13 protein-coding genes are annotated in these 20,407 nt (G+C 46.9%); 6 read left to right on the top strand and 7 right to left on the bottom strand.

Annotated features, from left to right (window positions below; all coding sequences use genetic code 11):
* The first annotated feature begins 487 nt into the window (after positions 1-487).
* Positions 488-1,552 carry a uroporphyrinogen decarboxylase gene (gene hemE, locus FS373_RS23920; protein WP_144048335.1) on the top strand — a complete coding sequence of 355 codons (1,065 nt, stop codon included), beginning with the start codon at positions 488-490 and terminating at the stop codon, positions 1,550-1,552.
* A 97-nt stretch (positions 1,553-1,649) separates the two neighbouring features.
* Here the strand turns inward: hemE and FS373_RS23915 are convergent, their stop codons facing one another.
* The 4 genes from FS373_RS23915 to FS373_RS23900 all read right to left on the bottom strand — a co-directional run bounded on the left by FS373_RS23915 (position 1,650) and on the right by FS373_RS23900 (position 5,442).
* Positions 1,650-3,125 carry a sensor histidine kinase gene (locus FS373_RS23915; RefSeq protein ID WP_144048334.1) on the bottom strand — a complete coding sequence of 492 codons (1,476 nt, stop codon included), beginning with the start codon at positions 3,123-3,125 and terminating at the stop codon, positions 1,650-1,652.
* A gap of 53 nt (positions 3,126-3,178) precedes the next feature.
* Positions 3,179-3,919, bottom strand: coding sequence for a response regulator transcription factor (locus FS373_RS23910; protein WP_144048333.1), 741 nt, complete (start codon positions 3,917-3,919; stop codon positions 3,179-3,181).
* Positions 3,920-3,999: 80 nt separating this feature from the next.
* Complete coding sequence (locus FS373_RS23905; RefSeq protein WP_144048332.1) at positions 4,000-4,728, bottom strand: spondin domain-containing protein; 729 nt, start codon at positions 4,726-4,728, stop codon at positions 4,000-4,002.
* A gap of 12 nt (positions 4,729-4,740) precedes the next feature.
* The gene (locus FS373_RS23900; protein WP_152830777.1) at positions 4,741-5,442 is read right to left on the bottom strand and encodes a spondin domain-containing protein; all 702 of its coding nucleotides are present in this window, start codon (positions 5,440-5,442) and stop codon (positions 4,741-4,743) included.
* Between the two features lie 352 nt (positions 5,443-5,794).
* On the opposite strand from FS373_RS23900, the gene FS373_RS23895 reads away from it, so the two are divergent.
* Both FS373_RS23895 and FS373_RS23890 read left to right on the top strand, forming a co-directional pair.
* Positions 5,795-8,374: an EAL domain-containing protein gene (locus FS373_RS23895; protein WP_144049141.1), complete on the top strand. Its 2,580-nt coding sequence runs from the start codon at positions 5,795-5,797 to the stop codon at positions 8,372-8,374.
* Positions 8,375-8,459: 85 nt separating this feature from the next.
* Positions 8,460-9,263 (top strand): SDR family oxidoreductase, encoded by an 804-nt coding sequence (locus tag FS373_RS23890; protein ID WP_144048330.1) that lies wholly within the window; start codon positions 8,460-8,462, stop codon positions 9,261-9,263.
* A gap of 194 nt (positions 9,264-9,457) precedes the next feature.
* Here FS373_RS23890 and FS373_RS23885 read toward each other — a convergent pair whose 3' ends face one another.
* The 3 genes from FS373_RS23885 to purH all read right to left on the bottom strand — a co-directional run bounded on the left by FS373_RS23885 (position 9,458) and on the right by purH (position 15,812).
* Positions 9,458-12,457 (bottom strand): hypothetical protein, encoded by a 3,000-nt coding sequence (locus FS373_RS23885; RefSeq protein ID WP_152830776.1) that lies wholly within the window; start codon positions 12,455-12,457, stop codon positions 9,458-9,460.
* Positions 12,458-12,741: 284 nt separating this feature from the next.
* A complete protein-coding gene (purD, locus tag FS373_RS23880; RefSeq protein ID WP_152830775.1) occupies positions 12,742-14,034 on the bottom strand; it encodes a phosphoribosylamine--glycine ligase in 1,293 nt (430 codons plus the stop codon).
* A gap of 188 nt (positions 14,035-14,222) precedes the next feature.
* Positions 14,223-15,812 carry a bifunctional phosphoribosylaminoimidazolecarboxamide formyltransferase/IMP cyclohydrolase gene (gene purH, locus FS373_RS23875; RefSeq protein ID WP_144048326.1) on the bottom strand — a complete coding sequence of 530 codons (1,590 nt, stop codon included), beginning with the start codon at positions 15,810-15,812 and terminating at the stop codon, positions 14,223-14,225.
* Between the two features lie 311 nt (positions 15,813-16,123).
* Between purH and zntR the strand changes: the two genes are divergently transcribed.
* The 3 genes from zntR to FS373_RS23860 all read left to right on the top strand — a co-directional run bounded on the left by zntR (position 16,124) and on the right by FS373_RS23860 (position 20,405).
* Positions 16,124-16,603, top strand: coding sequence for a Zn(2+)-responsive transcriptional regulator (zntR, locus tag FS373_RS23870; RefSeq protein ID WP_144048325.1), 480 nt, complete (start codon positions 16,124-16,126; stop codon positions 16,601-16,603).
* A gap of 2 nt (positions 16,604-16,605) precedes the next feature.
* On the top strand, positions 16,606-17,994 hold the full coding sequence (locus FS373_RS23865; RefSeq protein ID WP_144048324.1) for an SO_0444 family Cu/Zn efflux transporter: 1,389 nt from the start codon (positions 16,606-16,608) through the stop codon (positions 17,992-17,994).
* A gap of 497 nt (positions 17,995-18,491) precedes the next feature.
* Entirely contained in the window at positions 18,492-20,405 is a 1,914-nt protein-coding gene (locus FS373_RS23860; protein ID WP_152830774.1) for a multiheme c-type cytochrome, read from the top strand.
* The last annotated feature ends 2 nt before the right edge of the window (positions 20,406-20,407 follow it).

The following is a 20,407-nucleotide window of genomic DNA, read 5'->3' as shown; positions in this document are numbered from 1 at the left end:
AAGTGCTTCCCTGACTTCTAATGTAGGTGACAAACAGGGTATTGATCAACCATTTTCGCTGATATAAGTGAGATATTCGTAAATAGTTAAGATGGCTGTTTTGTATACAGAAAACGAAGTGGGATAGAGAGTTGAATCCCCTAGAAAATAAAATGCCCAGCGATAGAAATCTATCGCTGGGCGAGTAAAGGTTTTGCGGGCTCGATGCGACGAGCTTCTTGATTGTTCTTGCTAGCGCAGACTTTTTATACCAAAGGCTGGAGATGTGTGCAACTTTTTTCTGTCAAATTGAGAACATTAACACTATTTTTTGTCAGGATATTTTACTTTATGATGCTGGAGAGTGCACTGAGGCGGCTCATAGGGGGGAAATTTCGTATCTGGGGGGCTTTGTCACATAAATACTCAGATTAAGGTTACTTTATTAACGTAAATGCTAAACTAGCGACCCAAGCGGATATCACTATAAGTTTAGGAATCAAGCCAAATGGCAGAACTAAAGAATGATCGTTATTTACGTGCGTTATTGCAACAACCTGTCGACAGGACTCCTGTTTGGATGATGCGTCAAGCTGGCCGTTATCTGCCAGAGTATAAAGCCATCCGCGCTCAGGCCGGTGACTTCATGTCTCTTTGTCGGGATCAGGATCTAGCTTGTGAAGTGACGCTACAGCCACTACGTCGTTATGATTTAGATGCCGCTATCTTATTCTCTGATATTCTGACGATTCCAGATGCCATGGGTTTAGGTCTATATTTCGAAACTGGCGAAGGCCCACGTTTCCAGCGTCCGACCGACACTATCGATGCCATCAAGAAGCTATCCATTCCGGATCCGGAAGATGAGTTAGGTTATGTGATGCGTGCCGTAAGCACTATTCGTCGTGAGCTTAAGGGTGAAGTCCCGCTGATTGGTTTTTCTGGCTCTCCCTGGACACTTGCCACTTACATGGTTGAGGGTGGTTCAAGCAAGACGTTCGAAAAGATCAAGAAAATGGCCTACGAAGAACCAGCCACGCTGCACATGTTGTTAGATAAGCTTGCCGATTCTGTGATTCTGTATCTGAATGCACAAGTCGCTAACGGTGCTCAATCTTTGATGATTTTCGATTCTTGGGGCGGCGCACTGTCTCACCATGCCTACCGTGAATTTTCACTGCGTTATATGCAGAAGATCGTCGACGGCCTGACTCGTCATGCCGACGGTCGTCAGGTTCCTGTTACCCTGTTCACTAAAGGTGGCGGTCTATGGTTAGAGTCTATGGCTGAGACAGGTTGTGATGCACTGGGTCTGGATTGGACAGTAGATATTGGCGACGCACGCCGCCGTGTCGGTCATAAAGTCGCGCTTCAGGGCAACATGGATCCTTCGGTACTCTATGCTTCACCTGAGCGTATTCATCAGGAGGTGGATCAAATCCTTGCTAGCTACGGTGAAGGAGCCGGCCATGTATTTAACTTAGGCCATGGTATCCATCAACATGTCGATCCTGAGCATGCTGGCGCATTCATCAAGTCTGTGCATGAGCTGTCGGCTCAATACCATAAGTAACTTATAGCTAAAGCAGTAGCGATACGTTATTCGAGAAGACCCGCCTACAAGGCGGGTCTTTTTTTGCTCTCATTTATATGCATAACTCAAATTCAAACTAAATTTTCTGTAACTCAATCTGGAAGCAGCTGCCCTCTCCCGGGGTGCTATCAATATCGATATTGCACTCGAGCAGGCCTAGCAATTGTCTCACTATCGCTAGCCCGACTCCGAGTTGAGGCAAGATATCATCACGTTTAAAGCTAGGTTTATTACGCATCTGTTGCAGTGCCTGCAGCTCATGTTTATGCATGCCAGAGCCGTTATCGGATACGCTGAGCCAGATACGCTGGTGGCTTTGAACTTCCGGACTGGAGTTGGCGACGATCAACTTGATACTTATGATGCCACCCGATGGCGTATAACGAATCGCATTATCGACCAGGTTAGACAGGACTCGCATCAATATCTGAGGATCGGTGAAAATTGATAGGTTCGTGTCTACTTCGAAGTCGAGCTGCACCTTCTGTGTCATGGCACGAGGGGCAAAGTATTGCTTTAATTCTTCCAGTAATAAGCTCAGCTTGGTCTCTTTAAAATCAGGCGTTATCTGGCCGTTCTCCAGTGCAGCTAGCTCCAACATCTGACTCAGAAGTTGCTGTATATATTTGCCTGAGTTGGCGGCGACTTCGATGAGGTCACTGCTGCGTTCATTGGCAGGCAGTAATAGCCAGGTATCGATATAGCCCTGCAGTGAAGTCAGCGGGGTCTTAAGATCATGTGATAGATGCAGCATGAAATCATGCCTCGCTTGCTGCTGGCGATTGATGGCGAGGTGCTGCTCACTTATCTCCTTGAGTAAGCGTTTTATATGCAAGCTTAATTGACGGATCTCTATGCTACCCCGGTAATCGTGAGATAGGCTTAAGCCATCGGCGAGTCTTTGGGTTTCTACCAGACGCAGGTCTTGTTCAAGCCTGGATAGAGGGGCGGTTAAGTATCTGGCCAGTAGGGCGAATAACAGTAAGGCGAAGATACTCGAACCTATGAGCATGCCTCCCCAGATCCGCGGCGCCTGGTGTTCACTGACCAAGGATTGCCACATATCAAAATCTTCGCCGCCTATGATGACGTAGAGGTAACCAGTGATCTTGCCTGCGGCATCTTGCAGATGGGCGGCGGAGAATATCTTATTGCTATCGAGTGAACGAGGGTCCATGCCTTTAATTGGTAGCTCACCACCTCCGATAAAGGCTTCTATGGGTTGAGTCGATACCTGTGGGCGTTTAATTTTCTCTTTGTTTGCATCATAGGCGATGACGTTGCCTTGAATGTCTAAGGTGTAAATCTCGAAACTTGGTCCCAGAAGCATGAAGTCATGAAAGGCTTCTTTTAATGCAGCATCTGAGGTGATCCCTTGAGACAGTAAGGGATTGATGTGCGCCATATGCAGGGCTAACTCTTGGTGCAGAGATTGCTGTACTTGATTACGGCTAAAGTCTTGGCTGAATTGAAACCATTGCCAAACCGCTACTATTAAGATGAAAACAATCATACTCGCCGACAAGAGCAGTCGACTAAATAAACTCTTCATGGTTTAGCCCTTAGATCTATTCACCAGTTTATCGAGCTCATCATCCAGATTCATTAATGGTTCATGGCTTGGGTTGGTGGTGAGAATTTATATCCAACTCCCCAAACGGTTTTCACCAGATCGGCAGTCGATGCACAATGGGATAATTTGGCTCTTAGGCGGTTAATATGGCTATTGACCGTATGTTCATATCCGCTATATGAGTAACCCCACACGGCTTCAAGCAGCTGCATGCGGCTGAAAACTTGTTTGGGATGCTTAGCCATAAACAGCAAGAGATCAAATTCTCTGGCCGTGAGCTCCAAAGTGGTATCGAAGGCAATCACTTCTCGTGTGGTACAGTTAATCGTAATACCATAAAAATCCAGCTGTGATTCCTGCTGATCTTCTATCTGGTGGCTCCTGCGCAGCAAGGCTTTGACCCTAGCCCTCAATTCTAAGACGCTGAATGGTTTAACTAAGTAGTCATCTGCTCCCGCTTCTAATCCGAGTACGATATCGGCCTCAGAATCTTTAGCCGTCAACATCATGCATGGCACTGTTTGGCCCGACTCTCTGAGCTGCTGGCACAACATGATGCCATCTCCGTCGGGAAGCATGCGATCGATGAGAATGAGATCAAATTGCTTTACCTCTAATGTTTCTCTGGCATGTTTCAATGTGGTGCTATGGGACACGCCATAGCTTAAGGTATTGAGATTGAGCTTGATCAAGTTAGCCAGATCAGGCTCATCTTCCACGATTAATATGTGGTGGCTGTAGTGTTCACCAAATACCTTCTGTGTTCCATTCATCTTGAGTCACCCAAAGCAGATCCGTAAATCAATAGACCTGACTCGGGCGATATTTATTTCGAATAATTATCTCGTCGTGTTTATCTCAATCGTTCGATTGAGATAGTCAGAACAGGATTATCGAACCTATGGGAGGCAGATAATACCGAGTCGGTTAATCCATCATCGGCGCTGATGACACCTGGATGAGCATGGACCCTGTCGACATCGTCTCGCATGGCATTAAATCCTTCTCCACTGTCCGCAGGTCCGGGAATGGTTCCCTTGGCTTCGGAGTTGGCTTCGGTGCCTGCATCGTAGGCGATGGAGCTGAATTTCACTGTGGCGTTAACCGCTAGATCCACCAGAGACACGCTATTTAGTCCAGCGAAGGCGTCATTGGTATTAACTAACATGGTTAGCACCGAGATTGAGGCGACCTCATCCGGGCTAAGCTTGAGCTCGATACTCTCCTTCATTCCTGGGAGTAAAATTCCCTGACCCTTGACGAGCGCATCGATACCTTCCATATCGGCAAAGCCAGTGCTATCACCAGACTCGGCTAAGGTTTCCAGAGGAAGACTCGCTGCCCCGCCTGTTTGCCATGCTGTCATGTCTGCCTGGTGTCGTATTAAGGCAATGGGAGACATGGGTTGATTGGCAGTCAAGTTGGTCACTGTGACTCGGTAATCTTGTGTAGGAACTGGTGGCGGTTCGGGTGTCTCCATGGAGTCATTGTCATTATCTGAACATGCACTCAGAGTAAACAGGGTGGCGAACACCAGAGATGCTGTGAGTCGCTTATGGGTCATTTGTTTGATTATGCTCATGATTTAGCCCCTTTATTTAACGACCACGACGACTCTTGCGACCGGGTTCAGCCATCTGTGGATGCGACTATCGACGTCACTCATGCCACCTGCTGTATCGGTATCACCTAATACTCCCGGATGGATATGGACGTTTGTATTACTGCTGCTGTCCATTACGCCGGTGCCATTAGTGCCGCCATCGCCTCCTGGTGCTGCCGGGATCCCCGGTGTACCTGGCATGCCGCCGCCATTGATAATTTCATCATTCGCTTCGGTGCCGGCATCATAAGCATTGAGGTTAAGTGTATAGGTGCCTGCTGCTGTTGGTATCTCCCATGCGTCCAGGCCGATGAATGCATCGTTTGTCGGCAACACCATGGCGACTATCGACAGATGGGTCATCGTCTGGGTATCTAGCATTATGCCGCTGGTTTTAGCACCCGCTGCCAAGAGTCCCATGGCCGGATTCTCCACCGTTATCTCATTGTTGCCCATCGCTGCTGCGGCTAAGTCGGCAATGTCTCCTCCCTCTGCCATCTTCTGCAGTGCGGGACTGGCCATCTCACCGGATTGGAAAAGATGACTGGCATCACCGTGGGCTGTGATGAGGATAGGGGTAAAGTGGTTGCCATGGGTCAAGTTGGTGATGCTTATCTCTAAATCGGCGGCAGAGACTGGAATGCTCATCATACTGCCGAGTATTAACAGGCGAGTGGCGTGGTTTAGATTCATGGTGGATCTCCTTGTAGACGAATCGATTAGGTATCATTTGATTGTTACAAAGTGATGTCACCGGGTTGTCGCGACTTAATCACAAGTTAGATAAGAAAGTATCACGAAAGTGTCACATCTCATTTTTGGATTAATTATGATTGTTTCTTTCTTTATTGGTCGTCTTACTGAGCTATATCAAGAGAGGTTGCTAGGAAAAAATGCACTCTATTGCCTACTTTAGCAACGGGCAAAGCGAAACGGGTTTTATCCGTGATGTAAATGGGGTATTTTGCATGTCGAAGTTATGGAAGCGCTATTCAATTTAGTGGCTTCCGCCGTTAATTTTCAACGTTTATCGCTGCGAGATAAGATGCATATAGGAAAAAAACTGATCGTCTTTGTTGTAGGCTTCTGCATGCCTGCAATGATTTCTGTTTCCTACTGCTTAAGCATGTGGTTCGATCATAGGGTCGAGTCTTTAAAGCTAAGCACTTATAACACTGAGTTAGTCACCATACAATCTCAGCTGGATAAAGATATCAAGCAGCTGGAGTTACTCGCCAATATCTATGCTGTGCCCCTGTCGGAGCTAAGCCCAATTAAGAGAGTTACCTTAGATGAAGCCTGGCGAGCGAGCAGGATATCTGAGCATCTCAGCCTCTTCTACCTCAATGAGGGGCAGCTAAAGCCATTTTCTCCACTCTATGACGACGTGATGTCATTTGAGCTCAAGCCTATTCCCGGTTATCTGTCACACGGGACTTCTTCCCATTCGGGTGTGTATATGGATAAAGGCATCGGCTATATAGTGAGTGTTGTGCCGATCGAGCCAGATAGGTCGGTCATTATGGTGAGGAAGCTGACCGCTGAATATCTATCGAGCTATGGCTTACAAGGCATAGTGAGCCGGATAATTATCCTAGATGGTGCCGCGCCAGATTTACGGGCTAACCCGATTAGGGACACCTCAGTCCTCGAGTTACCAAGCCTGATCTATGATAAGCCTGTGCACCTGGAAGTCAGCTTCTCTGATAAGGCTTTCAACCAAGTACAATTAAAATATGATCTGGTATCGATAGGCATCGTTTGTGTGGGGATATTGATACTCATTGCAGGTTATATCTGGTTGAACTTAGGGTTTATACGTCCTTTTCATCGCTTGATGACACAGCTGGAGGAGATCGATCCCACGGCTAAGACTTATACGCCTCTGATAGGGGGTGGTTGCTCCGAACTCGTGGTGATGGCTGACAGGATTAATACCTTGTTGGCAAAGATTTTTCAACTGAAAGAACGTTCAAAAACCACCTTAGAGTCGATTGCCGAAGCTGTGATATTGACCGACATAAAGGCCAAGGTGGTGTACTTAAATCCTCAGGCGGAGCGGTTACTCGGGGTAAAGAGTCCCTATGCTATAGGGGTAACAGTCGATGTATTGCTTAAAACAGATAAGAGTATCAATGAAGATTTGTTCAAGTTTATGGCGAGTCGAGCACAGGCCCCGGTACTGAGTAAACTCAAGCTGCAAGGCGAATCGACACGGATAATGGAACGCAGCATAAGTAACCTGCTTAATCATAAGCAGTTAGTGATGGGAAGCGTTATTTTGCTCAGAGACATCACTCAGGAGGAGCTGCTCAAGCGTAAATTACGTCAGCGAGCCAACTTTGACCCGATCACGTTCCTGCTTAACCGCCGGGCTTTCGAAGAGAGGTTGGAGGAATTTAGCCTTGGCGCTCAATCGATCGCTATTTGCTATTTTGACTTAGAGCAGTTCAAGTTAATTAATGATTCTTGTGGCCATAGCGCGGGAGACAGGATGCTGGCCATGGTGGCCAGAGCGATGCAATCTTGCCTGACTCAAGATGAGATGCTAGCCAGACTAGGTGGTGACGAGTTTGGCTTAGCCATCCGGGATCATAGCGCCTTGGAGGTGGCTCAGTTAGCCAAACGTATAGTTGCCAGTGTGTCGATGCAAGTGTTGCGGGATAATGCCTGCCATTATAAGGTCGGTGTCAGTGCCGGGATCGCCATAGCCAGGGCGCCTTACATTTCGGCGAAAGAGCTATTGAAAGATGCCGATATTGCCTGTCTTGCCGCAAAAAGTAAGGGAAGTAATCAGGTTCACTTCTATGATGATAAAGATAAAGAACTGATCTGTCAGCGTAATGCGCCTATGTGGGCGGTAAGAATTGGTCAGGCGATAGAGCACAATGAACTCTTGCTTTACTATCAACCTATTAAAGGTATGGGCTCGGGCAAGCATAGACAGCGGATGGAGATCTTGCTGCGTATTCAAGAGCCCAGTGGACGAATATTAGCTCCGGCGCAATTTATTGCCGCCGCTGAGCGCTTTAAATTGATGACTGATGTTGATAAAGAAGTGATTAGAAAGGCTTTTCTCTGGCTATCTCTGCATGAAGATATCTGGGAAGACCACTGTATCTCTATTAATCTATCGGGCAATAGCCTAGGCGCTGAGGGCATGGTGGATTACATTATCGAGCAGTTCGAGCGTTTCGCCATACCCAGTGAGTGTATCTGTTTCGAGATCACCGAAACCAGTGCGATCCAGAACCGAAATCGGGCCATGGATATGCTTGAATACCTGAGGAAGTTGGGTTTCTCTTTCGCGTTAGATGATTTTGGTAGTGGCTTCGCCTCCTATGGTTACCTCAAGGAGCTGCCTGTTGACTATGTGAAGATAGATGGTTGCTTCGTGAAAAACTTAGCCACTAATGCGAAAGACTACGCCATCGTTAAGTCTATCCATGATGTCTGTGGTGTTATGGGCATAGAGACCGTTGCTGAATTTGTGGAAAATCAAGATATTATCGATAAATTGCAAGAGATAGGAATTAACTACGCCCAGGGTTATGCCATAGGACGCCCCCAACCTCTGTCCAGTTATCGGCCCAGCAGATCGGTATCTCAGCGTCTGACAGCATGAGTTAGCAAATATTCAATCTTTGAACTCGGTGTGTGATTTTATCTATGCTATATACTTAGATAAAATCATTATTCAAGGAATGAATATGGAAGGCCTGACAGATAAAGTCATCATAATCACAGGAGCCTCTGAAGGGATAGGACGAGCGCTGGCACTCGCCTTGGCACCCTTGGGCTGTAAGTTAGTTTTGAGTGCGAGAAATGAGTCCAGATTACTCTCACTCGCTCACGAGGTTGCCAGTCAAGGACACGAGCCTTGCATTTTTGTCGCAGATGTCACCAGTAAGTCACAATGTCAACAACTCGTCGATACCAGTATCGAGTATTTCGGTCGCCTCGATATCTTAGTCAACAACGCGGGCATGACCATGTGCTCTAAGTTCGATGATCTCATCGAGCTTGATATTCTTGAACGTATCATGAAGGTTAATTACTTAGGCCCTGCCTATTTGACCCATGCAGCCTTACCCGAACTCAAGAGAAATCAAGGTCAGGTGGTTATCGTCGCCTCGGTAGCAGGCCTCACCGGGGTGCCTACCCGTTCAGGATATGCAGCCTCAAAACATGCGGTAATAGGCTTCTTCGATTCACTTAGAATCGAGCTTGTCGATGATAATGTCGCCGTTACCACTATTTGTCCGGATTTTGTCGTCTCTGAGATACATAAACCTGCCCTGGATAGCCATGGACAGCCATTAGGTGGTTCGACTGTGCAGGAGTCGAAGATACTCTCGGCGGAGGAGTGCGCCAAGATGATGGTGCCAGTGATATCCAGTCGAGGCCGACTACTTATCACCTCGATGAGAGGTCGTTTGGGGCGTCTGCTCAAACTGTTTGCGCCACGTTTGATAGACAAGATAGCAAGAAGTGCGGCAGCCTCCGGGCATTAGGCTCAAGAATCATAGGATTCCATATCTATGCCCTTCTGGTCAGGAAGACTAAAACTCTTCAATTAACCATTAAATGGTCATGATTTAGTTGAACGGCTTTTTATTAAAATGCTTGTAGATACAAGGCCAGATATTTATGTATCTGGCCTTGTATAATCAAAGTGATGCTACATTATTTTTTCGTCATCACTTTTTTAGTTAACAACCAAGTTTACTTTTATCAGCCACCAAGCCCTGGGTTGAATATCTCCGGCTTCGATAACGCCACCCGCGCGATATGGCTTAGCAAAATGGACTAAGGTTATTGGTTCCTTAGCTTGATAGGTACCCGCTGAGAGTGATTCATTAAAGGCATCGGTTTTATTGAAGCTTACCGTCACTTCTGAGCGTGTAGGTTGTCTGAGACCCGGACATTCATAACGAATTTTTGCTCCTACGGGATATGAAATTTTACTTCCATCGGGACAATGACTGGTATTTTGTAGTCTGACTGTCACTAAGGTACAACTCAATAAATCTTGAGGATCCTGACAAACTATCACTGTCTTAGTGGCATAACCGCCAGATTCTTGAGCGTTATCACCCATAGTTTCGGCTTCGGAGCGGGTATCAAAGGCTGAAAAGTATGTCTCATCTCCAGCAGCTACATCGATGGGGGACTTTATCGGCAACTCGTTCCCGTCGAATGTGATCACAGCTTGCTCGCCGTTGCCCTCTTCGATAGGTGATAACAGAGAAATATAATCTACTGAGTCCGGTAGATAATTATCTCCTCCGTCATCGGTGGCAGTGATAATCACGTAATTGTTAGAACGGGAACCTGGGTACTTTAGTACTCTCAAAATACCATTACTGCTTAAATCATAAACTTCCGGATTTGGGATATATGCGAACTTATAGTTCAGGATGCCGAATTGATTGGCCAGCTCAGCAGCTGGCATCTCAAGTCCTGGATAATAGCTAGCACTGGGTACCTGCTTAGCAAGGGTCAATCCTGGATGCTTAGCCTTACCGACATTAACCGTTACATTACGAGTCGTATTCTCAAAGTTGCGACTCTCTTCGGTTATCTGTACCTGAGCCGAACCAGCCCCCTGAATTGTCAGTGCACCGCTGCTCGAATCTGCGGTAACCACCTGCCTATCGCTATAATCGACAAAATATTTAATGCTGCTCTGTGTAGCGTTACCCAATATCGCAGGTGAGGTAAGCTGTTTATCCTCTTCATATACCGTATCTATGAGTGTAGAATTCAGGCTCAAGTCAACATTCTCAGCCGCCTTGGCTATCGATACTTGCAGCTGTACTCTGCGGGAGGCGATGCTCGCATTACCCGAATCTGTGAGTGTATAGTAGGTGGTGCCGGCATTTTTGATGGTGACAGTGCGGTCAACAATATTGATGCTGACGACATCAGCCGGTTGACCTCTCTCCAGCTGATAACTCAGTTGTCCAATGACTCCCGAAACTGGAATACTGATCACCTTGTTGGGGGCATAGCTTGCCGAAACGGCTGAAGCTGTCAATGAGCCATCGGCAAAACCGACATCGACAATGAAGTCCGTTGTTTGGCTTAGGTAGTAATCGTTACCATGATCGGTTGCGGTTATCCAGCCTCGACCTGCACCGGTTAATGTGATGACCTTGGTCGTCGGGTCCTGAGTTAACACATTAGCCGTCGATTTAGATGAAATCGCGTAGGTGACAAGCCCCTGATTTCCTTTAGCTACCGGCGTATAAACGGTATTCGCCACATTATTGTGCAGATCATTCTCGACACTGAACTGCTCGTTGATGAGTTTGTTGATAGTCACAAAGAAGTTTATGGTTTGCGGTAAATAGAATAGATCACCATCATCGGTGACACTAATTTCCGCTTTACCGGGTTTCAGTACCGTCATCTCACCCGATTGTGCATCTATGTTCACTACATCCGTCGCACTATCTGTTGCAAGAGAGAAGCTTAACTTGCCCTGTCTGCTTGCGACTTGAGCCGATATCACCTTGTTTTCCTGGTATGAACTCTCAAGATTGACAGAGAAGAGCTGAACCGGTTGAACGCGCTCCACTTTCACATCGGTCACAATCGACATACTCAGGTAGTTAGTGTTACCCGAATCTGTAATTTTTACTTTAGTCGCGCCTACACCGCTGAAACGATATTGTCCGGTTTCACTGTTGATAAAGTTGATCACATCGGTCGACTCGCCATCGAGAATCTCGAAAGTGAGTGTTCCCTGAACGCCGGTTGTTTGCAGTATTAGTTCATCATCAAATCCATAAGGAATGGTCAGAATGCTGGCCTTAAAGCTAGTGTTATTGGCTTTGTTTACCTTGACTTTGAAGCTTTGTTTTGCAATATCTTGATGGTTATCTTCAGGTGTCTGGCTGACGATAACTTCTGTCTCACCGGCTCCCTTAATATTCATCACACCCGTAGTTGGGTGTATCTGCACTACATCTTGATTGGCGTTCTCGGCGACAGTGAAGCTTATCTCATTAGTCGGTGAGCCGGAATAAACAGGCAGTAACGTGCCACCCAAAATTAATGGCTTATTTGTTATGTCTTGATAGGTGGCAAACTGAGAGCTTGCGGCTTCGACGGTAATGGTAAATTGGCTCTCGCTGGCCTGGTAGTTTCGACCACCGTCATCTTTGACCGTGACTTGCGTTTGTCCTGCACCCCATACTATTAACGAGCCTGCGACATCAATTTTGACAACATCATCAGGGTAACCTGGGCTGAGTTCGTAAAGTAATTGACCTTTTGTACCACTGACACCGACTTGGTGACTAGCGCCAGAATCATACTGATAAGTGTAGGGATTCGTCAGTAAAGGAGCTCGGTTGGCTTTATCAATAGTAATATTTAGCGATATGCTAGTGGCTTTATACTGGCTGTTACCACTATCGGTAGCGATTAACCTAGTTTTTCCTGCATTTAATATGGTCAGGCTATTTTGATCTACTCGCACAACGTCATTGGCTGCACCATCTGCCAAGCTGAAACTGAGGTTACCCACAGAGCCACTGAGTGTTGCTGTAAGCTTGCCATTGAGTGAGTAATCGGCTTGAATATCAGGGGCTATGAGCCCTGGATGAATAGATTTTTCTTGTATTGTCGTGCTTGTGTCATCATCTCCGCCACCGCATGCGGTAAGAAGTATGGTGATCATTATTAATAGATATCTCATCAGGCCCCCAGCCAAATATATAAGGAGCGGAAGTATACGCAGATGAAAAGTCTGTAACAATAGTGTTTTATAGTGTATTGGTGATGTTAAAATGTTCGATGTTTGTTTTTTACAATAGTTATGCACTTTGAAGGTATATTAAAATTACGGCTGTTATTTAACCCTTAAAAAACAAAGCACCTAGTAACTGCAAGGTGACTTGATGCTTTGTTATGCAATAAGTGTGCATATTATTCTTGGCGTGATCTCTGTCACACTTCTAAGCGATTATTTTATAATAGATATTAACTTTCCCGTGAAATCGCACGATAAGCAATATCGGTACGGAAATAGACATCATCCCAATGGATAGTATCGACTAAGGCGTATGCGCTGGCTTGCGCCTCTGTCACTGTGTTACCTAAGGCGGTTGCACAAAGCACACGGCCACCATTAGTCACCACATGGCCGTCTTTCATGCTGGTACCGGCATGGAATATTTTGGCGTCATTGTTGCCAAGATTTAAACCTAAGATCACATCATGTTTGCGATACGCTTCCGGGTATCCCCCCGCGGCTAAGACAACGCCTACGGCTGCGCGCGAGTCAAACTCGGCAGTGACCTTATCTAGTTCACCATGTGTAGCCGCGAGGCAAAGCTCTACCAGATCGGATTGAAGACGCATCATGATAGGCTGAGTCTCAGGGTCGCCGAAACGACAGTTGTACTCTAAGACTTTAGCGCTGCCATCAGGAGAGATCATCAGGCCAGCATAGAGAAAGCCGGTATAGACGTTGCCTTCGGCTGCCATGCCATCAACCGTTGGGCGAATCACATGATTTATCGTCCAATCGTGTACGGCTTGAGTCACTACGGGCGCAGGAGAATAAGCGCCCATGCCGCCAGTGTTAGGGCCGTTATCGCCGTTATCACGGGCTTTATGATCTTGGCTGGTGGCCATAGCGAGTATGTTGTTGCCGTCAACCATGACGATAAAGCTGGCTTCTTCGCCCTTTAGGAACTCTTCGACAACCACGCGGGAACCAGCTTCGCCAAACTTGTTACCTTCGAGCATATCTTCGATAGCCGCATCGGCCTGAGCCTGATCTTCGGCGATAATCACGCCTTTACCCGCCGCTAAACCATCGGCCTTGATCACGATAGGAAAATCTGTGCTTGCTGTCATCTCGGTAACATAGGCTTTAGCCGGTTCAATTTCGGTGAAATTTGAATAGGCTGCCGTGGGGATCTTGTGACGAGCTAAGAAGTCTTTGGTGAAGGCTTTAGATGATTCCAGCTGCGCCGCACCCTTAGTCGGGCCGAAGATGGGTAAGCCGGCTTCATTGAAAGCATCAACAACACCCATAGCTAATGGCACTTCCGGACCCACTATGGTGAGCTCAATTTGCTTATCTTGGGCAAAAGCGACCAGAGCCGCAATATCTTCGACATTAATGGCCAGGTTTTCTAACTTAGGTTCAATCGAGGTGCCGGCATTACCCGGTGCGACAAATACTGTGTCAACTTGAGCCGATTGCGCCGCCTTCCATGCAAGTGCATGTTCACGACCGCCGCCACCTATAACTAATACATTCATTTTTTTATCCTTTATCGCTGCTCCATTTTCCCTATCTCAGTGTCAAGCATGCTCGTGTATGGGTATACACTGCGCGTGCTTTCCTTGACCTAGAAATAATGGCTTTGCGCTAAATATTAAAAATTTCAATTTTGTTCGAAATTCTAGGATCTAGGTAAGAGTTCCTAGGAACTTTCACCTTCTTTCAATTAATGACGGAAGTGACGCATTCCGGTAAACACCATGGCCATGCCGTGTTCATCGGCTGCGGCTATGATCTCTTCATCACGAATCGAACCACCTGGCTGTATGATACAGCTGATCCCAGCTGCCGCGGCCGCATCGATACCGTCACGGAATGGGAAGAAGGCATCGGATGCCATCACTGAATCTTGCACTTCCAGTCCTTCATCTGCGGCCTTGATGCCGGCAACTTTTGCGCTGTAGACTCGGCTCATCTGGCCGGCGCCCACACCGATAGTCATGCTGTTCTTGGCATAAACGATGGCGTTAGACTTAACGAACTTAGCCACTTTCCAGCAGAACATAAGATCTTTCATTTCGGCTGCAGTGGGTTGACGCTTACTGACAACTTTAAGGTCATCGATTGCTACCATGCCTTGGTCGCGATCCTGTAGAAGTAGTCCGCCGTTGACGCGTTTGTAATCGAGACTCTTAGTCTTAGTGCCCCATTCGCCACATTCAAGCAGACGAACATTTGCCTTAGCGGCAATGGCATCGCGAGCGGCTTGGCTGACTTTAGGTGCGATGATCACTTCGACAAATTGACGCTCAAGGATAGCGTTGGCGGTTTTTTCGTCTAGTTCACCATTGAAGGCGATGATGCCACCGAAGGCCGAAGTAGGGTCGGTTTGGTATGCACGCTTGTAGGCATCGAGTAAATCACTGCCTATGGCTACACCACATGGGTTGGCGTGCTTAACGATGACACAGGCCGGCTCACTGAACTCTTTAACACACTCGAGAGCAGAATCGGTATCGGCGATGTTGTTGTAAGACAGCGCCTTGCCTTGCAGCTGAATCGCACTGGCAACCGAGGCTTCATCGATATGAGTGTCGACATAGAAAGCGGCCGTTTGATGGCTGTTTTCGCCGTAGCGCAGATCTTGTTTCTTGATGAGTTGAGTATTGAAAGTACGTGGGAATTTAGAGTCTTCAGGACACTCGTCTTTGCTATGGGCAGGGACCATAGTCCCAAAATAATTTGCGATCATGCCATCATAAGCAGCAGTGTGCTCGAATGCGGCAATTGCTAAATCGAAACGAGTCTCAAGAGTCGTGCTGCCTTCATTGTCATTCATCTCTTTGATCACGCGATCGTAATCCCGAGTGTTAACTATGATGGTGGTGTCTTTGTGGTTTTTAGCCGTAGAGCGAACCATGGTCGGGCCGCCGATATCGATATTCTCGACGGCATCAGCCAGAGTACAGCCTTCTTTGGCGACTGTTTCTGCGAAGGGGTACAAGTTAACTGCCACAAGATCGATAGGCTTGATGCCGTTCTGTTCCATGACAAGCTCGTCGATACCGCGGCGCGCCAAGATGCCACCGTGCACTTTAGGGTGCAAGGTTTTGACACGACCATCCATGATCTCCGGATGTCCTGTATGCTCCGATACTTCAATGACAGGCACACCGTTGTCAGCCAAAAGGCGGGCGGTGCCACCAGTAGATAGTAGTTCTACGCCCTGAGCATGTAATGCTTTAGCAAACTCAAGGATTCCGGTTTTATCTGAAACGCTTAACAGCGCGCGACGAATGGGTCTGGCATTATTCATTTTGGGTACAGTGTCCAGTAGTTATATTTAAGGATCTTTCGGAAAACTCAGTGGCGTTAAGGTGTCAAACGCCTCACCACTTTCCAAAAGTCCCTCAATTCTAGCTGCTTTGATGAGCCCCTATTCGTGCGTGCACATTTTACCGTAAAATGGGTTCATAGGCTGTTTTTTTCTGCGCGATTTCACAATACGCACAGGAGAACAAGCATAGGTCATAAATAAGTCGCATAATAACCCTTGACCTTAGATTTAACTCCAAGGTTTATACTTGCCATAAAATTAGAGCCAATTGGACCAAATGGAGCCGAAACATGTATCGAATTGGAGAATTGGCTAAACAGTGTGAAGTGAAAGCCGATACCCTGAGATTTTATGAGAAGCATGGCCTGTTATCGCCATCTTCTCGCACAGATTCCGGTTATAGGATCTATACAGAAAATGATGCAGAGCGGCTGCGTTTTATTCTGCGGGCCAAGGCGGTGGGTTTTACCTTAGCCGAGATCAGCGAATTGCTCTCAATCGAGTTAGATAAATCGAATTGGGCGTGCGCCGATGTGAAGGGCATGGTGGATAGTAAACTCGCTCATGTCGAGGCTAAGATAGCCGAGCTTAAATACTTTCAGGTATCGCTGCAGCGATTATCCGATGCCTGTTGTGGTGGCCCCGAGAGCGCCGAGCATTGTTCCATATTGGAAGCGCTCGAGACCAATACAGATAATATTAAATGTGAGAATCATGACCATCACCATGATGATTCTCAGTACACAAAAAATTGCCAAAGTAAGGGTTAGGTATGTTGTTTGCGAATTTTATTGACCTCTTTTTAGATTCTGCTCCCTGGTTGCTACTGGGGCTATTCTTGGCCGGTATGCTGAAGATGTTTGTGCCCATGGAGTGGATGCAGAAGCAGCTTGGTGGCCATGGATTTAAGACCACGGTCAAGGCGGCTATTCTAGGCGCTCCCTTGCCCTTGTGTTCATGCGGAGTGATTCCTGCTGCTGTTGGCCTACGACGCTCAGGTGCCTCAAAGGCTGCCACGACTTCCTTTTTAGTCTCAACCCCGGAAACCGGAATCGATTCTGTAGCGGTATCTTATGTGTTACTCGGCCCCTTCATGGCCATAGTAAGACCCATAGCGGCCGTCGCGAGTGCGATTGTTGCCGGACTCTTAGTCGGAAGGGATGAGGATCCGTTAACAGATAAAGGTGAGGGGAAAACAAATTCAGCAAAGGTAAGTCCTGGTGCTTCGTCTTGCTGTAGCAGTAAAAAAGACAACCTTGAGCCTAAAGCTAAGAGCTCCTGTTGTAGTTCTGCTTCTAAGGCTGGAGCTAAGACAGAGTCAAAGGCGGCTCCCGTCGTGACTATGACGCCTATAGCTGCCAGTGAAAGCCTGTTGGCGACTCCTATTACGAGCCCTATGACGAACGCTGAATCGACATCTGCGCCAATAGGTAACACAGATTCATGTTGTAGCAGTAAAACTCAAACGCCAGAGAAGGAATCTTCATGTTGCAGCTCAGCCAAGAGTGAGTCGGCTAAAGCTAGTGAAGGTGATGATGAAAGCTGCTGCGAGTCGACCAAGGACATTGCCGCCGAGCTTAGGGGCACGCCTGTGATGAGCCGTATCGGCAAGGGCTTACACTTCGCTGCGACTGATCTGGTACGAGATATCACGCTCTGGTTGTTGATCGGCCTGTTCTTCGCCGCACTCGTGCAAACGTATGTGCCAGCGGATTTCATGGCGCAGTGGGGCGACGGTATCTTAGCCATGTTGGTCATGGTGGTTATCTCTGTGCCTATGTATATCTGCGCCACCGCATCTACGCCTATCGCAGCGGGTTTGTTGCTGGCGGGAGTATCACCCGGCGCCGTACTGGTCTTTATGTTGGCAGGACCTGCGACGAACATAGCCACGCTCGGTGTGGTGACCAAGGAGCTGGGTAAACGTGCGTTATTGGGTTACTTAGGTGGTGTGCTCGGGGTCGCTCTGGTTTCTGGCATCATAGTGAACTATCTGGTTGAAACATTCGGGTTCGTGGTTATGCCTCAAGTAGGTGAAAATCATAATCTGTTGCCCGACGTTATCGTCTATAGCTCAGGGATCTTACTAGCCATTCTTATGGCGAAAGTCATGCTGGAGAAACTGCCTAAGAACTGGTGGCGCAGAGATTGTTGCTCATAGTGAGTTAGCTTGTTGTTAATAGCTGCTTTCATAGCCATATCAAGCCAGCCAGAAAGCTGGCTTTTTATCGGGTAAAAATAATCAGAGATACTTGATTCTCGTATGCTGCAGCTTTTGTTCTAATTAAAAAGTTATGGCATTTATATTCGTTTTGCATTGCTTAGTAATTTCGCTATATCTACATTAGCTTATGTTTTTATCCTTATGTTTCATAAGGGGTTTAAGCTATGGTTAAGCTTCATCTCAGCGTACATTAATTGAAGCCTTTGTGTCTCAATGTCCCCCTATCTTATTAAATTTCGTAAATTTGCTTTTTTTGGTTGCTGCCAGTGATGACTTAGATAGTCCCCCCTGTTGCCTGTTTGTTTTTCGTTCGAAAATGTTATGACTTAGGTCTAGTAATCACTCAAATCATTACAAATAGTAAGGTTTATTCAATATCGTATTCCAAGGGGAGTAAAAGATCTGCATATAAAAATGATGAATTAGGAGTGGCGATGAAAGATGTTAATAAGCGCTATCTGGCGTTGATAGTGGCGGGGGCTATGGGCCTATCTGCATGTGGCAGCGATGGGAAAGATGGTTCGGACGGTGAAGACGGTAAACCAACTCCACCACCAACAGTGGAAGCATCAAGTGTGACTAACGTTGAGATGATTGCTCACACGTTAGAAGAAGGCTTGGTGAGATTTGAGTTTGAAATCACCGATGAAGAAGGCCAATTAATATCGGGTCTCGTAAAAGCCAATGCAGAAGTTGCTGAGTTAACCGAGAAAGGCATTGGTCGTAGTCGTGATGATTTTGAAGGTACGATTCTGGGCGGTAGTGCAAGTGAAGCGACTGAAGGTGCAAGCCTGACTGAAGTTGAGTCTGGTCGCTATGAGTTTGTGGCACCTATGGCTTCAGTTAATGCCGGAACTGAAGGCTTGATCCGCCTAGTTGTTGGTGGTGGGGATAACATCGCTAAGTCTCGTTATATCGTCGTTGCTAAGAGTGATGATATCCATACGACTTCAACAGCGACCTGTCATGCTTGCCATACTGACTATGCGGCATCTTCATTGAAGCATCCTAGCTATACCGCGATTAATCCGGAAGGTAAAACTGATTTAGTCGCAGGCTGTATGACTTGTCACGGTAACATAGCACGTGATGATGGTGGTTATGCGCGTAATACACTGCAGAAAATTGGTCATATCAATCACCAGGAATTTGAGAAGGACTTTGCACCATCTAACTGTTACACCTGTCATGAGAAACCAATCACAAGGGTTTATTCTATGCAGACCTGTACGGATTGTCATGATGCTGCCGATGTAGGTACCAGAGGATTAGCGACTCAGTTCAATGCCTTTAATGAAGGTGAAGATGCGCGCTTATTCCACAAGCAAGTAACCGCACGAGCAGAGTTACGTGATACTCATTATACAAGAACATTGGCTCCATATATTAATGATGGGCTGGAGTGGGAAGAGTATCCAAATGGGGGCTGGTGTACCGATGTCGCTCTCTTTAATACCGCAGCTGAATCCGAAGTTCAGCTAAATATCGCAGCCTTATATTCAGACGGTACCCTTACGTATGCCGGTGCCTATGTTCACGGTTATCAAAATGATTCGTTAGTTGGCCGTCCAAGCCCACGTGGGTCTGAGCAGTATATTGAGAATATTGATGGTAGCCGTTCAATCTGTTATCCGCATCTTGATGGTTTGGAAACTGATTACCGTCTAGCCGGGTTAACGGCCAGTACTCGAGTGACATTTAAACAGCAAGATGAAGATGGCGGTTACGATGGCGTCTCCTTCACTAGTTATTCTGATGTTGTCGATCATGCAGGTCTAAAAATCCAAGCGTTCGAGCGTCGCCACAGTGTGACGGCCGATAGTTGTACGACTTGTCACACTAACGAGACTAATTACCATAAGAATGGTAGCTATAACGAAGGTGGTAAAGACTGTGTCGCTTGTCATAACAATGGCCAAGATCGCAGCGCGAAGAACTCGGCGCCAGGTTTCGGCCCTATGGTTCATAGCATGCACTGGGGAGTGGGTAATACTGCAACCAGTCCTGAGGGTGAAGCAAACTCAGCCGCTAAGTTAAATGCTGAAAATTGTGTGTCTTGTCATGCCGAAGGCATAGACTTAGACGTTATTCCAAACCAGTATATCTTGTCAAAAGCTTATAATGGTGGTGCATCAGGTGTGATGACTAGCCCAATAACGGCTAACTGTTTTGCTTGTCATAATGATGACTCGGCGAAGAACCATATGCTTCAACAAGGTGGCGAAATCAATGTTGAGAAGTTAGAAGATTGGTACACGCTGCCAACTTCAGAGTCTTGTGCAACCTGTCATGCAGAAGGTAAATCATACGGTATCGATAAGTTCCACGTTTTTGAGCGTGCGTTGTAAGC

The sequence above is a fragment of the Shewanella sp. YLB-07 genome (assembly GCF_009377275.1).
Note: the sequence above shows the minus strand (reverse complement) of the source record. Positions and strands in the feature narration are given on the sequence as shown.

What these genes read in the sequence shown, in the direction of transcription:
- FS373_RS23865 (WP_144048324.1), top strand. Translation starts at nt 16,606, where the DNA reads ATGTTGTTTGCGAATTTTATTGACCTCTTTTTAGATTCTGCTCCCTGG.
- FS373_RS23910 (WP_144048333.1), bottom strand. Translation starts at nt 3,919, where the DNA reads ATGAATGGAACACAGAAGGTATTTGGTGAACACTACAGCCACCACATA.
- FS373_RS23895 (WP_144049141.1), top strand. Translation starts at nt 5,795, where the DNA reads ATGCATATAGGAAAAAAACTGATCGTCTTTGTTGTAGGCTTCTGCATG.
- purH (WP_144048326.1), bottom strand. Translation starts at nt 15,812, where the DNA reads ATGAATAATGCCAGACCCATTCGTCGCGCGCTGTTAAGCGTTTCAGAT.
- FS373_RS23905 (WP_144048332.1), bottom strand. Translation starts at nt 4,728, where the DNA reads ATGAGCATAATCAAACAAATGACCCATAAGCGACTCACAGCATCTCTG.
- FS373_RS23915 (WP_144048334.1), bottom strand. Translation starts at nt 3,125, where the DNA reads ATGAAGAGTTTATTTAGTCGACTGCTCTTGTCGGCGAGTATGATTGTT.
- FS373_RS23860 (WP_152830774.1), top strand. Translation starts at nt 18,492, where the DNA reads ATGAAAGATGTTAATAAGCGCTATCTGGCGTTGATAGTGGCGGGGGCT.
- purD (WP_152830775.1), bottom strand. Translation starts at nt 14,034, where the DNA reads ATGAATGTATTAGTTATAGGTGGCGGCGGTCGTGAACATGCACTTGCA.
- FS373_RS23890 (WP_144048330.1), top strand. Translation starts at nt 8,460, where the DNA reads ATGGAAGGCCTGACAGATAAAGTCATCATAATCACAGGAGCCTCTGAA.
- FS373_RS23885 (WP_152830776.1), bottom strand. Translation starts at nt 12,457, where the DNA reads ATGAGATATCTATTAATAATGATCACCATACTTCTTACCGCATGCGGT.
- FS373_RS23900 (WP_152830777.1), bottom strand. Translation starts at nt 5,442, where the DNA reads ATGAATCTAAACCACGCCACTCGCCTGTTAATACTCGGCAGTATGATG.
- zntR (WP_144048325.1), top strand. Translation starts at nt 16,124, where the DNA reads ATGTATCGAATTGGAGAATTGGCTAAACAGTGTGAAGTGAAAGCCGAT.
- hemE (WP_144048335.1), top strand. Translation starts at nt 488, where the DNA reads ATGGCAGAACTAAAGAATGATCGTTATTTACGTGCGTTATTGCAACAA.